Here is a 12,876-nt window from a genome sequence, read left to right as displayed (position 1 = left end):
GGCACGCGCACGCCAGCTTAGGCGGCAAGCAGGGACTTGGCCTGCGCAAGTGCCCTGTCTATGCCCGTGGGATCAGACCCGCCCGCCTGGGCCATCCCAGCCTTGCCGCCACCTCTTCCCCCAACCGTACCTGCCAGCTTTTTGATGATGTTGCCGGCATGGAAGCCCGCATCGACGGCTGCGGCGGTTCCAGCAGCGAGAAGGGCAACCCGTCCATCGGGTGTCGTCGAGGCCACGACGCAGGCGACGGCACCTCCTCCCATGGAGTCGCGGATACTGTCCCAGACGCCTCTGAGCTCCTTGCCCGTGGGACCCTCGAGCCTCAAAAAGACACAGCGGTAGCCCTCAAGCTGGACCGCAGCTTCTGCCAGCGAGGAGAGCTGGCCCGCCGACGCACCGAGAGTGGCCTCAGAGAGCTGCCTCTTTGCGTCGCGAAGCTCCCGCTCCAGGGACTCGACACGCGCGAGGACGTCGATGGGACGGCTCTTGAGCACGGCTGCCACCCGATCGAGCTGCTGCAAGCGCTCATCCACGTACTCAATCGCGCCGACGGAGGTCACAGCCTCAAGGCGACGAGCGTTCGAGCCGACCGATCCTTCCGAGACGATCTTGAAGAGACCAAGCTCAGCGGTGTTTCTCGCGTGCGTGCCTCCGCAAAGCTCGCGGGAGAAGGGCTTCTCGCCCTTGCCGGTAGAGACGACACGCACGACATCTCCGTACTTTTCGCCAAAGAGCGCTACCGCGCCAGAGGCCTTGGCCTCCTCTATGCCCATCACCCGCGTCACCATGGGCTCGGCAGCAAAGATCTCTGCGTTGACCATATCCTCGACACGTCCAAGCTCGTCGGGGGTCATGGCCTCGAAGTGCGTGAAGTCGAAGCGCAGGCGATCTGGCGCCACGAGCGAGCCAGCTTGGCTCACATGATCGCCGAGAACCTCCTTGAGCGCCGCGTCCAAAAGGTGTGTGGCCGTATGGTTCCTGCGTATGAGCTCGCGCCGATCGTGGTCCACGACCGTATCGACCGTATCGCCTGCTTCCAGCTCACCTGACACCACATTGGCTATGTGTGACACAAGCCCACCCTCATGATGCTTCGTATCGGTCACAACAAGCTCCGTAGCCTCGCCGACGAGCTTGCCGGTATCGCCTACCTGACCGCCCATCTCGCCATAGAAGCTCGTCCTATCGAGGATGACCTCAACCCTCTCACCCGCCGCCACATGAGTGATCTCTCTGCCGTCCGTATCCACCATGGCGAGCACCTTGGCGCTGCGGCAGATATCCGAGTCGTAGCCCTCGAAGAGCGTCTCGGGAAGCTTGTCCGAAAGGCCCACCCAGACGCTCGCAGCCTTACCCCACGCGTCCCTGTTCGCGCTCGCCCGAGCACGCTCTCGCTGCGCCGCCATCTCGCGGTCAAAGGTCTCCATGTCGACACCGTGTCCTGCGCCCTCGCAGATCTCGCGCGTGAGGTCGATCGGAAAGCCATAGGTATCATGTAGCTTGAAGGCAAGCTCGCCAGGCAGATCAGCACCCGCAGCAAGTCTCGTGAGCTCAGACCCCAGGCTTGCCTCGCCCGCGTCGAGCGTCGCGCCAAAGCGCTCCTCCTCGGCCAAGATGATGCCGTCTATCAGGGGTTGGTTATCCGTCAGCTCGGGATAGACGTCGGCCATGAGGCGTATGACCTCATGACTGTAGCGGGCAAGGAAGCTACCTCGAATGCCCATGAGCCTGCCGTGATAGACCGCACGACGCAGCAGACGGCGCAGGACGTAGCCACGACCCTCATTGGAGGGTAGGATGCCGTCAGCGATCATGAAGGTCACGGCACGGGAGTGATCAGCTAGGATGCGCAGGCTCCTATCGGTGGCCACGTTCTGGTGGTAGCGCAGCTTGGCGAGGGCCTCCCCCACGCCGATCAGGTCCCGCAACACATCACCATCGTAGTTCGATCCCTTGTGCTGCATGATCGCGGCAATGCGCTCGAGGCCCATGCCCGTGTCGATGTTGCGATGCGGCAGCTCCGGCATCGAACCGTCCTCCTGGCGGTCATACTGCGTGAAAACGAGGTTCCAGAACTCAAGGTATCGATCGCCGTCATCGCCCGGCTTCACACCCGCAAACTCAGGTCCCTGATCAAAGTAAATCTCGGAGCAAGGGCCACAGGGGCCCGTGGGGCCCGCTGCCCAGAAGTTGTCCTCGACGCCCAGGCGAGAGATATGATCGGGACTCACGCCCTGAGCCTCCCAGAGCTCGGCTGCCTCGTCATCATCCTCGAAGACCGTCATGTAGAGGCGATCCTTTGGAAGCCCCAGATGCCTGGCGTCCGTGATGAACTCGAAGGCCCAAGCGATGGCATCGGCCTTGGTGTAGCCGCCGAAGGAGAAGTTGCCGAGCATCTCAAAGAAGGAGAGGTGACTGGAGTCACCGATGTTCTCGATGTCGTTGGTACGCAGGCACTTCTGACAGGAGCAGGCACCGATCTCCCTCATGGTCTTAAGACCCTGGTAGTACTCCTTGAACTGGTTCATTCCGGCATTCGTCAAGAGCAGTGAGGGATCCTCGGGGATCAACGGAGACGAAGGATAGAGCGCGCAACCCTTGTTCGCAAAGAATCTCAGGAAGTCATCACGGATATCCGCAGTCGTCATTGTCTTGTAGTCGTCACCGCTCATATCGCTCCTCATGTCATACCCAGCAGGACCGTCACATGACAGTCACCGCCCAAGCGCTCAGGTCCAGCCGACAATGATACGCGCAAACGTGCCCCTCTTCTCAAGACGACCTGTCAATGCGTTAGCTTCGTGAAGCCGCATGTGTATAACGTGAAATGTTCGTCTTGGCAGACGGCCCTGAGCACCCGCCCCACGCGGAGCTACATGCCCCTTCCCTCCGGGTCTATCTTCTCCTGGAGCTTCCTCAAGGTCCTCCGCAGCAGCCGCGAAACCTGCACCTGCGAGATACCAAGCTTCTTTGCGATCTCGACCTGCGTGAGCCCCTCGATAAAACGCATGCAGATGATCTCCTGCTCGCGGGGGGAGAAGTCGCGAATGGCCTCCTCTATAGCCAAGCGGTCATCCGACAGAGCCAGCTCTTCGTCCTCCGAGACGTAGCGATCGATAACCGACGGCGCATCGTCCTCACCGGACGGACCGCCTTCAAGCGGCACCGAGCTATAGGCACTCGACGACTCCATGGCCTCGAGCACCTCGTCTACCGTGGTGTTGAGCGCAGTCGCCACCTCCTCGACAGAGGGTTCCCGCTGCAGCCCTTTTGTGAGTTCCTCCTTGGTCTGGTTAACCTTACTCGAAAGCTCCTGCAAGCGCCGTGGGACGCGAACCGACCAGCCCTTGTCGCGAAAGTGGCGACGTATCTCGCCGAGGATGGTGGGCGTCGCGAAGGTCGTAAACTCAAGCCCACGCGTCGGGTCGAAGCGATCCACCGCCTTGATGAGCCCAATGGTACCCACCTGGATGAGGTCATCGAGGGGCTCTCCCCTGCTCTTGAACTTGGAGGCGAGAAAGCGCACGAGGTTGAGGTGGCTCATCACGAGCTGCTCGCGCGCGTCATCATCACCCTCCTCCTTATAGCGACGGAAGAGTTCGCGGGTCCTGTCCTTATCCCACGCGAGCTTGCCTTTGGGGACCCGTCGCGAGAGCCGACGCCGCGACGCCGGGATCGGCTCTGTCCTCTCGTCTACCCTAGGCATTGACACCGTCCGATTCCATCATTCGCTTGACCACATGAAGCGTATTGTCATCCGTCACGGTAAAGTCGTCGCAGATGGCGGAGAGCAGCAGCTCGACGAGACTGAGGTCAACACCTGCGGCCTCTATCTGCTCGTCATGGACATCACCGAGCGAGAAGTCTATGGATACCGATCCGTCACCAAGTGCGAATGTCATGTCACAGGCAGCAGGCTTAGTAGCACAGCTGTAGACGAATCCCTCCTCGGCAACCATGCGTACGTCCTCGACGTCATCGATGCCCATGCCGCTGACGACGGCCAAGCTCGAGGCCATCATGCGGACGGACCTAGCGTAGCGTGCCTCAGCGGGGACGCAGAGGCGAACGACCGAATCTTGCATGAACGTACTCCTTACTCTGCTGTGTCCTCGCCGCTAGCATGGTTTGCGGTAGCTGTGCCTTCGCCTGCGGAAGTCTCACCATAGGTGATGTAGCCCGAGTCCTTGGCTGTCTTGGACGCCTGCGACTTTGCCTGACCAGACGCCTCGCCCAGCGCAGGAACCCCCTCGGCTGTCCCTCTTATGCGAGACGCCTCGGGGGCAGCCTTGCTCTTAATGCGATCGATGACCCCGTTCACGCTTGAGGCCGCGTTGTTGGCAACGTGCCCCACGGCAAGACTGACGCCTGCGGCGGTACCCGACACCTCAGAGACGTCTCCCAGTATGTCATTTACCTTGTCGAGGCCAATCGTCACCTCATCCATCAGGACATTGGCGCGCGTGAGAAGGGGATCCACACGCTTGGCAGAGGGCTGCAGATCATCCAGCACCCCGTCAAGCTTAGAGATAACGGGTTGCGTCTGCTCGAACGTCTCGTTCGCAGAGCGCGTAAGTTGGATTACAGAGCTGCGAGTCCTGCGGGCAGTGAGGGCGAGCTCAACGAGCACCCAGATTCCCGCAGCGATCAGAACGAGTAACAGGATGCTCATAGGATCGACTTGCATGGCCACGCCTTTCTCTTCTCGTCTCTGTCTGCGCGGGGCAATCCTTGGCACAGCTGCGACTCATTTTAGCAGAAGCAGAGTCCCCCGACCGTTGGCGCATCATAGCCGCGCCACCAGTATCTTTGCTTCACCTCTTGTGCATGCCATCGTCATCCTGCGAGGCAGAGAGCTCACCTGAGGGCGACTCCGAACGGTCGCGAGCACTCGCATCGATGCGCCATGCCTCCCAACCACGCGGACCCGGATGATAGAGCGAGCCGCGCTCAAGCCCCTCGGGCAGATAGCGCTGCTCCACCCATCCGGCAGGGTAGTCGTGGGGATAGAGGTAGCTGCCATAGGCCTCTGAGCCAGGGCGATGCCGATCGCGCAGGTGGCTGGGCACCTCCCGACGAGGACCCTCTCGCACCTCCAAAAGGGCCGCATCGATGCCCGCCTCGGCGGCATTCGACTTAGGCGCAAGCGCCATGTAGATCGCGGCCTGCGCCAGGTTGATGCGGCACTCCGGGTAACCTATGACCTCCGCCGCCCTAAAGGCTGCCGACGCGATGAGCAGGGCCTGGGGGTCGGCGTTGCCGATGTCCTCCGAGGCGAGGATGAGGATGCGCCTAGCGATGAACTTGGGGTCCTCACCCGCATCGATCATGCGGGCGAGCCAGTAGAGCGCCGCGTCGGGATCGCTGCCCCGCATGGACTTGATGAACGCCGAGATGATATCGTAGTGCATGTCTGCGGCCTTGTCATAGGCAAGGCCGCGGCGTGGGTTTGCCTCGCGCACATGATCGAGTTCGATCGAGACGGGATGCTCTGGTGAGGCGAGGTCCATGTCACCCTCTGGGGCAGCCATCTGGCTCGCCAGCTCGAGCGAGGTGAGGGCAGCGCGGGCGTCGCCGCCCGCGAGCGTGATGATTTCGTCCAAGGCCTCGTCTTTGATCGTGAAAGCACCCTTCAGGCCATCCTCATCTGCGAGCGCACGATACAGGAGCTCACGCAGGGAGACGTCGTCCAGAGGCGTAAGCTCGATGATGCGCGAGCGGCTGATGAGGGCGGAGTTAACCTCAAAATAGGGGTTCTCGGTCGTGGCGCCGATAAGGATAACGGTGCGGTCCTCGACGGCATGCAGAAGCGCGTCCTGTTGGGAGCGGTTGAAGCGATGGATCTCGTCCACGAAGAGGATGGTACGCCGACCCTGCATGAGCAGACGGCTCTTCGCCGCATCCACCTCGCGGCGGAGGTCCTTGACCGTACCCGTGATGGCTGACACCTCCACGAACGTTGCGTGGGTCGTGTTGGCGATGATGTGGGCAAGCGTCGTCTTGCCCGTACCGGCAGGACCGTACAGGATCAGCGAAAAGAGCGTATCGTGCTCGATTGCGCGACGCAGCCACGAGCCCTCTCCCACGGCCTGCGCCTGGCCCACGTAGCCATCCAGGGTATGCGGCCTCACGCGAGCGGCCAGAGGCGCGTTCGCCTTGCGTCTGCTTCGCTCGATGTCCAAGAATAACGTGTCCATGGCAGCCATTCTATAGCATGGGCAGTCAGAGCGAGTCAGCAGGGAGAGCCCCCTTGGGCGCTGCGGCTGCGGCTGCGGCGACAGCATGGCCACAGGACGTCCTGGTGTACCATTGCGTGCATGAAACGCGGCGGGCAGGCTGGTTAGCGTCGGGCGCGACCAGCCTACGTGACCCATTCGATCAGATGCGACGGGGGTATCCCATGAGAATCAAAGCCATCCAACTCACCCCGCTTCAGGAGGGAGGGCTCATCTTCCTCATCACGGGGACCATCCTTCTTATAGTCGCACTTTTTGCATGTGTCCAGTGGTCAGCTAACTTCTCTTCAGGCGCCACGGTGACAGCCGAGATCGAGCAGATACGGAGAGAGAGGAGTGCGACCATCGACGACGAGTATCATTATGTGGCCTACGTGCGCTACACCTACGAGGGCGTGACGTACGACCACATACCCCTGTACAACTTCTCCTCGTCCATGCGGGAGGGAGATTCCGTCGAGCTGCTGATAAATCCCGCTAACCCACGAAGGGTCGACACGAGCTGGTGGGGCATGCCCTTCATCTTCGCCCTCGCCATAATCATGTGCTCCTTCTCCATCGTGCGTGGCCTCCTCTTCATTGTACATGCCAGGCCCCAACGGAAATGAGGGGGCTCACATGGCCACAGGACGTCCTGGTGTACCATTGCGTGCATGAAACGCGGCGGGCAGGCTGGTTAGCGTCGGGCGCGACCAGCCTACGTGACCCATTCGATCAGATGCGACGGAGGTATCCCATGAGAGTCGAAGCCATCCAACTCACCCCGCTTCAGGAGGGACTCATCTTCCTCATCACGGGGACCATCCTTCTTATAGCCGCACTTTTTGCATGTATCCAGAGTTCAGTGGAATTCTCTTCAGGCGCCACGGTGACAGCCGAGATTGAGCAGATACGGAGAGAGACGACCGGCGACGGCGAGGATCATCATGTGGTCTACGTGCGCTACACCTACGAGGGCGTGACGTACGACCACATACCCCTGTACAGCTACTCCGCGTCCATGCGGGAGGGAGATTCCATTGAGCTACTGATAAATCCCGCTAACCCACGAAGGGTCGACACGACCTGGGGCATGCCCTTCCTCTTCGCCCTCTTCATGATCATTTGCTCCTTCTTTATCGTGCGTGGCCTCCTCTTCATTGTACATGCCAGGCCCCAACGGAAATGAGGGGGGCTCATGGTCCATGGCGTGCCGCTGACATGCCAGCCTCGTGGCACGTGCCCTCACAGCTTTGTGCGGGCCCTGTCCTTTCCCACCGCAAGGGCCACGACAAGGAGGGCAGCCGCGAACAGGAGCACGACGCCCACATTGGCAAGGAGGGGCAGCACGCGCTCAGGCGTCACGTCCACCATGCTGGCAGCGCCCCTGATGGCCTCGGTTGCCCAGAACGCCGGCGTGAAGTGCGCGACGGCCACAAGCTCGTCAGGCAGGTAGCTCATCGAAACCCACGCGCCACCCAAGAAGGACAGCGTCATGCCTAGCAGGTTCGTCAGGCCATTGATGGCGTTTTTGGGAATTTCCAGCTGTCCCAAGAGAAAGCCGACGGCCACTGCGAAGAGGGTATAGGCACCGAGCGCCGCAGCGACTATAGAGAGCTGGACGGATGACGTCACGAGCGCGCCGCTCGCAAACGCCAGCACGTTGAGGCCGAAGACCCAGGCCCACGCGATAAGGCCGACGAGCAGGCACAGCGCGAGGAGGGCGACGCTCATGCGCCGGGGGCTCAAGGCAGAGACGAGCCGCCTCGCGCGGACACCATCCTCGTTAAGGCTCGCCATGAGCATGGCGATGCAGGCGACGGGACCCTCGAAGATGGGATAGGTCGCAAAGGCACAGGACAGGGAGAGTGACTCTGGCAGGGGCGTCGCCTGCTGCCGCACGATGCTCATGCGCACGTTGTCCTTTGCCGCCTCCCGCGCCATGGCAACGATATCCTCCTGGCTTTCGCCCAGCGTGGCCGCCAGCCCATAGAGGTCGTTTGCGTAGCCTTTCGCAGAGATGTCGACGAGCGACCCCGTACCGGAGCGATACGAGACGTAGGTCTCGAGGTCAGGTGCATCTGCGCCACGAGCGGCAGCAGACATCAGGCCCCCTCCCCACCCCTGGGGGATCACGAGGACGTACGAGCAGCTGTCCTTTGCGACTGCGTCCTGAATCGCGCGTCTGTCATCCGCAAGCTCCTGCGCATCATTGTCTGAGAGCACCTGCTCCTTGAGGGCAGACGAGAGGGGTGAGGCGTCACGGTCGATGACTGCGACGCGCGCCCTCTCGTGATGCCAGCTACCCACAGTGCTCTCAGCTGACCCGAAGCCGATGAGGACTCCCGTCACCGAAAAGATGACTACGTACGCGAAGAGCATTGCCCTGTGCCTCCACGCGATCATAAGGCAGGTCTTAAAGCTTGACACGGGCAATCCTCCTCATTCGCAGCAGCGCAAGGACAAAGAAGGCCACGGACGTCCCCAGAAGTGCAAGGCAGCTCATGGCAAAGGGCTCGAGCGCGTCGTAGTACAGAAGCGAGAAGAAGGCGTGGGTCATCTGCCACAGGGGGTTTACGTGGCAGGCGAGCGGAAGTCTTGCCTCGATCGTATCGGCAAGGCGCTGGCTTGCCGTGCCGTACAGGCCCGTGAAGAGCGAGAGCAGGGCCACGAGTGCCGAAAGGAGGGAACCTCTGCCCAGGCGGCCGAGCGTCCCGAAGAGCGAGCCTGTGGCGCAGGCGGCAAGCGCACAGACAGCGAGTGCAGCCACGACAAGGGGCCCGCGAGGACCAAAGTCCACACCACAGACCCAGCGCATAAATGCCGCCAAGAGAAGCAGTGACACAAGCTCACAGACCCACGCGCCCACGAGCACGCCCAAAAGGACCTTCCACCGTGCGATGCCGGCAAGCGAGACGCGCCCACCCACCGGCGTCGAGCCCGCCTGCGTGCTCTTGACGGCATGGCAGGCAAACACCATGCCCATACCTGCGGCCATACCCAAAAGGGCAAAGTAGTAGCGCACGGACGGGTCGGGTGAGCTCTCCGTCACCTTGAGCTGTCTCGTTTTCACGGCATCGGCGCGAAGGGTAACGCGAGCGCCCCCCTCCGCAGCCGCCTCAGACTCTCTGGCGGCGAGGCGCGCCTGCACACCCCGCGCGTGAAGGTAGCTGTCAAGCACCGCCTCGAGCACCGCCGGCTGCAGCTCACCGTTCATGCGGGAGGCCACGTAAAGCTCGGGTGTGCCGTCTGCATCCACACGCAGGTAGGCGTCAATGGCATTCGAGTTCGCCGCCTCGATTGCCGCGTCCTCGTCCTCAAAGCTCGTGATCGTGGCAATGCGGGGATCCGCGTTCTCCTCGCTTATGGCGTCCATGGTCTTGGAAAGACCGGGGGCAGCCGCGTAGTGGTCATCCTCGACGATGCCAAGGCGTGTGGTGACGTCGGCATAGGCCCCGTTCAGGCCCGAGAATACCGCTATGAAGAGAAGGCAGAGCACCAGCGGAAACAGGAGGGTCCCCCACAGGAGCGCCCTCTCTCGCACAAGCGAGATGATGCAGGTCTTGCAACTGGACAGCATGGCCTCTCCTCACGCCTCGTCGCGAAGCTCGCGCCCGGTGATCTCGAGGAAGACCTCGTTGAGCGTCGGCGGTTCAGAGAGCACGCGTCCATAGGAGGCTCCAGCTGCGGTGATGGTCGCAAGGACGTCCGCGAGGTTGTGCCTTCCGGCGAGGCACTCCACATGGAGCACGCCGTCCTCCAGGGTAGCCGCACGCACGTGATCGAGCCGGCGCACGCGCTCCACGAGCTCACCCGGCGCCCCGTCCAGCTCCACCACGACCTTCTCACCAGTGCCTATCAAGGCCTTGAGCTCCTCAACCGTGCCAGAGGCGATCTTGCGTCCGTGGTCCATGATCATGATGAGACTGCAGAGTTCCTCGATCTCCTCCATGTAGTGGGAGGTGTAGATGACCGTCGAGCCCGCCTCGTTAAGCCTGCGGATGCCTTCCAAGATGGCATTCCTGCTCTGGGGGTCCACCGCGACCGTGGGCTCGTCCAAGATGATGAGCTCGGGCCTATGAGCGATGCCGCAGGCGATGTTCAGACGGCGGAGGAGGCCTCCCGAAAGCTTCTTGGGCCTGAACCTCTCGAACCTCTCGAGTCCGACAAACGCGATCGCCTCGTCGACCAAGGTTCGACGACGAGCGCGATCGCGCACGTACAGGGCACAGAAGCTGTCGATGTTCTCACGCACCGTGAGCTCCTTGTACACGGCCACCTCCTGAGGCACCACGCCGATGCGACGCTTGAGCCCATAGGACGTCGGCGTCATGCTCTGGCCGAAGACGGAGATGCTGCCGTGGTCATAGCGAAGCAGCTGTAGGATGCAGTTGATGGCAGTGGTCTTGCCTGATCCATTGGGACCAAGGAGGCCAAAGATCTCACCTTGCCTGACGCTCATATCCAGATGGTCTACGGCGCACAGCTCCCCATAGCGCTTCACGAGCTTGTCGACACGCACGACCTCTTCGGCTGCCATACAGATCCCCCTCGTCTCGTTCTTATGCGTCCATTCTCGCAAAGGGTCGACGAATGAGGAAGTGAGCACCGTCACGACCAGCCCGGCGACAGCCATGACAAATGTCACCCGTCTTGCCGAGACACGAGCCCTGGACTGCCCCTACAATGGTAGACATGGAGAAGACCATGGACAGAAGCTGCATCCTCACGCTGTGCGTCTGCCTGAGCATGCTGGGAAAGGCGACAGGCACGGTACCGGTCGCCTGCCTCGTCGTGAGCGTCGGGGTGACCTTTGCCTGCGATCTTACGCAACGGCGACTCAGGCTCGCGACGGAGCGTGCGCTGGTGGTCCTTGGCGTGACACTTGCCCTCGTCCCGGGAGGGATGTACTGCCTGCCTCTGCTTGTCTTCGAGCTCGCGCGCATCGGTAGTCGTGCGATGCGGCTGCCGTGGGCCCTCACCCTTATCGCGGCGGCACTCATGGGGCGAGCGGGCACGCCGACGCTCGTGGCAGCCGTGCTTGCGACGGCGTCTTTCGCCTTCCTGCTTGCAGAGAGGCAGCGACGCCTGGACACCGTCACAGGACAGCTTCATGAGGTCGAGGACAGGCTTTCCGACACGATCATCGACCTGCAGACGAGAAACCACGCTCTCGCAGATACCCGCGAGGCCGAGGCGCACGCGGCGACGCTCGCGGAGCGTACCCGCCTGGCCCGCCAGGTCCATGACGGTGTGGGACACAAGCTCACGCGCCTCATCTACCAGGTGGCGGCATACAAGGTGGTGCACGGCAACGACGAGGCCATCTTGCAGGAACTCACCGAGATACAGGCAGGCCTCGACGACGCCCTCGACACCCTGCGTGCGAGCGTGCATGCCCTGGAGGATGCGGGCATGGACCTCTCCTGCGAGCTCAACGGGCTGGTTGCCTCGAGCTCGGTGAGAGACACCCAGGTCGACTGCGCCTTGGACCATGAGCCCACGCCCACCGAGACGCGCTGCCTCGTGGCGGTTGCGCGCGAGGCCGTCACGAACGCAGAGCGCCATGCGCAGGCAACATGGATACTGCTGCGCGTGAGCGAGTTTCCCGCACTCTGGCAGCTCGTCATCACAAATGACGGGGTTCCTACAGACATCCAAGGGGACATCCCCGCGCTCTTCGAGAGGGGTATGGGCCTTCGCTCGATGGAAGAGCGCGTGAAAGCTCTGGACGGAACGCTGCGTGTGAGCTCAGGAAAGGGACGGTTCAGGATCTTTGCCTCCATTCCAAGAGGAGCGTCGGCCGCATGAGAGTCATAATCGTGGACGACGATCCCATCGTCGCAAAGTCACTGAGCCTGATACTCTCGATAGAGGCCGACATCGAGCCCATTGCCACAGGTACGCGCGGGGACGATGCCATCGCGCTCTTTGAGGAGTGCCTGCCCGATGTTCTGCTCATGGACATCCAGATGCCGGGATGCGACGGCCTCTCGGCAGCGGAAGAGATCCTGTCCAGACACCCCGGCGCACGCATCGTCTTCCTCACGACCTTCTCGGACGACGAGTACATCGTACGGGCGCTCAGGCTGGGAACCCGTGGCTACCTCATCAAGCAGGACATCTCGACCATAGCGCCCGCGCTCAGATCGGTCATGGCGGGGCAGGTCGTGCTTGAGGGAGAGGTGCTCGAGCGCGCGACGACGCTCGGTGCGAGGCGAGCGGGTACAGGTGACACTCAGGCACCCAGGCATAACGCTGGGGCACCAAAACATGGTGGCGCGCCACAGCCTGAGACCCTGTCGGTCGAGGGCGCCCTCGCACCCCTCACAGAGCGCGAGCGGGAGGTGGTGCGCGCCGTGGCAGATGGTCTTGACAATCGCGAGATCGCAGACACCCTCTGTCTGAGCGCAGGCACCGTCCGCAACCACATCTCATCCATCCTCGCGAAGCTCGGCCTTAAAAACCGCACGCAGATCGCCGTGTTCTTCTATAGGAACTGCTGCTGAGGGGTACAGTCGTAGCGTCCGACACTCAAGGGCAGACGCGCAGCCATCCAACGTCGATGGACCTTATGAATGAAGCTTCGTGAGTTCGTGTGGGTGGGTGGTTGCGTCACCGCCAGGGCGACAACGCAAGAGTGTACACAAATTGGCTAGAA

The 12,876-nt window shown here is 62.0% G+C and carries 12 protein-coding genes; 4 read left to right on the top strand and 8 right to left on the bottom strand.

Annotated features, from left to right (window positions below; translation table 11 throughout):
- Window positions 1-17: 17 nt before the first annotated feature.
- From alaS to ADJ70_RS02765, 5 genes are all read right to left on the bottom strand, one after another.
- Window positions 18-2,672 (bottom strand): alanine--tRNA ligase, encoded by a 2,655-nt coding sequence (gene alaS / locus ADJ70_RS02785; RefSeq protein WP_050343299.1) that lies wholly within the window; start codon window positions 2,670-2,672, stop codon window positions 18-20.
- Between the two features lie 200 nt (window positions 2,673-2,872).
- Window positions 2,873-3,706 carry a SigB/SigF/SigG family RNA polymerase sigma factor gene (locus ADJ70_RS02780; protein WP_083443765.1) on the bottom strand — a complete coding sequence of 278 codons (834 nt, stop codon included), beginning with the start codon at window positions 3,704-3,706 and terminating at the stop codon, window positions 2,873-2,875.
- Complete coding sequence (locus tag ADJ70_RS02775; protein WP_050343297.1) at window positions 3,699-4,085, bottom strand: hypothetical protein; 387 nt, start codon at window positions 4,083-4,085, stop codon at window positions 3,699-3,701. Before ADJ70_RS02775 ends, ADJ70_RS02780 begins: the two co-directional genes overlap by 8 nt.
- Before the next feature lie 11 nt (window positions 4,086-4,096).
- Window positions 4,097-4,687 (bottom strand): DUF948 domain-containing protein, encoded by a 591-nt coding sequence (locus tag ADJ70_RS02770; RefSeq protein WP_050343294.1) that lies wholly within the window; start codon window positions 4,685-4,687, stop codon window positions 4,097-4,099.
- Window positions 4,688-4,814: 127 nt separating this feature from the next.
- Window positions 4,815-6,197 carry a replication-associated recombination protein A gene (locus tag ADJ70_RS02765; protein ID WP_050343291.1) on the bottom strand — a complete coding sequence of 461 codons (1,383 nt, stop codon included), beginning with the start codon at window positions 6,195-6,197 and terminating at the stop codon, window positions 4,815-4,817.
- 203 nt (window positions 6,198-6,400) lie between these two features.
- Here ADJ70_RS02765 and ADJ70_RS02760 point away from each other — a divergent pair, with 203 nt between their 5' ends.
- Together ADJ70_RS02760 and ADJ70_RS02755 are read left to right on the top strand one after the other, a co-directional pair.
- On the top strand, window positions 6,401-6,844 hold the full coding sequence (locus ADJ70_RS02760) for a DUF3592 domain-containing protein (protein WP_050343289.1): 444 nt from the start codon (window positions 6,401-6,403) through the stop codon (window positions 6,842-6,844).
- Window positions 6,845-6,972: 128 nt separating this feature from the next.
- Window positions 6,973-7,404 carry a DUF3592 domain-containing protein gene (locus tag ADJ70_RS02755; protein WP_050343288.1) on the top strand — a complete coding sequence of 144 codons (432 nt, stop codon included), beginning with the start codon at window positions 6,973-6,975 and terminating at the stop codon, window positions 7,402-7,404.
- 56 nt (window positions 7,405-7,460) lie between these two features.
- On the opposite strand, the gene ADJ70_RS02750 is transcribed toward ADJ70_RS02755, so the two are convergent.
- Genes ADJ70_RS02750 through ADJ70_RS02740 form a run of 3 tightly spaced genes read right to left on the bottom strand, consistent with a single transcriptional unit; the run spans window position 7,461 to window position 10,755 of the window.
- Window positions 7,461-8,645, bottom strand: coding sequence for an ABC transporter permease (locus tag ADJ70_RS02750; protein WP_157051371.1), 1,185 nt, complete (start codon window positions 8,643-8,645; stop codon window positions 7,461-7,463).
- Window positions 8,632-9,795, bottom strand: coding sequence for an ABC transporter permease (locus tag ADJ70_RS02745; RefSeq protein ID WP_050343283.1), 1,164 nt, complete (start codon window positions 9,793-9,795; stop codon window positions 8,632-8,634). Before ADJ70_RS02745 ends, ADJ70_RS02750 begins: the two co-directional genes overlap by 14 nt.
- Before the next feature lie 9 nt (window positions 9,796-9,804).
- Window positions 9,805-10,755 (bottom strand): ABC transporter ATP-binding protein, encoded by a 951-nt coding sequence (locus tag ADJ70_RS02740; protein ID WP_050343281.1) that lies wholly within the window; start codon window positions 10,753-10,755, stop codon window positions 9,805-9,807.
- A 167-nt stretch (window positions 10,756-10,922) separates the two neighbouring features.
- Between ADJ70_RS02740 and ADJ70_RS02735 the strand changes: the two genes are divergently transcribed.
- Complete coding sequence (locus tag ADJ70_RS02735) at window positions 10,923-12,026, top strand: sensor histidine kinase (protein WP_172674430.1); 1,104 nt, start codon at window positions 10,923-10,925, stop codon at window positions 12,024-12,026.
- Window positions 12,023-12,724 (top strand): response regulator transcription factor, encoded by a 702-nt coding sequence (locus ADJ70_RS02730; RefSeq protein ID WP_050343279.1) that lies wholly within the window; start codon window positions 12,023-12,025, stop codon window positions 12,722-12,724. Before ADJ70_RS02735 ends, ADJ70_RS02730 begins: the two co-directional genes overlap by 4 nt.
- Window positions 12,725-12,876 lie beyond the last annotated feature (152 nt).

Source organism: Olsenella sp. oral taxon 807 (assembly GCF_001189515.2).
Classification (GTDB): Bacteria; Actinomycetota; Coriobacteriia; order Coriobacteriales; family Atopobiaceae; genus Olsenella_F.
This window is presented reverse-complemented; position numbering and strand designations above follow the sequence as displayed.

What these genes read in the sequence shown, in the direction of transcription:
- ADJ70_RS02755 (WP_050343288.1), top strand. Translation starts at nt 6,973, where the DNA reads ATGAGAGTCGAAGCCATCCAACTCACCCCGCTTCAGGAGGGACTCATC.
- ADJ70_RS02745 (WP_050343283.1), bottom strand. Translation starts at nt 9,795, where the DNA reads ATGCTGTCCAGTTGCAAGACCTGCATCATCTCGCTTGTGCGAGAGAGG.
- ADJ70_RS02735 (WP_172674430.1), top strand. Translation starts at nt 10,923, where the DNA reads ATGGACAGAAGCTGCATCCTCACGCTGTGCGTCTGCCTGAGCATGCTG.
- ADJ70_RS02780 (WP_083443765.1), bottom strand. Translation starts at nt 3,706, where the DNA reads ATGCCTAGGGTAGACGAGAGGACAGAGCCGATCCCGGCGTCGCGGCGT.
- alaS (WP_050343299.1), bottom strand. Translation starts at nt 2,672, where the DNA reads ATGAGCGGTGACGACTACAAGACAATGACGACTGCGGATATCCGTGAT.
- ADJ70_RS02760 (WP_050343289.1), top strand. Translation starts at nt 6,401, where the DNA reads ATGAGAATCAAAGCCATCCAACTCACCCCGCTTCAGGAGGGAGGGCTC.
- ADJ70_RS02770 (WP_050343294.1), bottom strand. Translation starts at nt 4,687, where the DNA reads ATGCAAGTCGATCCTATGAGCATCCTGTTACTCGTTCTGATCGCTGCG.
- ADJ70_RS02740 (WP_050343281.1), bottom strand. Translation starts at nt 10,755, where the DNA reads ATGGCAGCCGAAGAGGTCGTGCGTGTCGACAAGCTCGTGAAGCGCTAT.
- ADJ70_RS02765 (WP_050343291.1), bottom strand. Translation starts at nt 6,197, where the DNA reads ATGGACACGTTATTCTTGGACATCGAGCGAAGCAGACGCAAGGCGAAC.
- ADJ70_RS02730 (WP_050343279.1), top strand. Translation starts at nt 12,023, where the DNA reads ATGAGAGTCATAATCGTGGACGACGATCCCATCGTCGCAAAGTCACTG.
- ADJ70_RS02775 (WP_050343297.1), bottom strand. Translation starts at nt 4,085, where the DNA reads ATGCAAGATTCGGTCGTTCGCCTCTGCGTCCCCGCTGAGGCACGCTAC.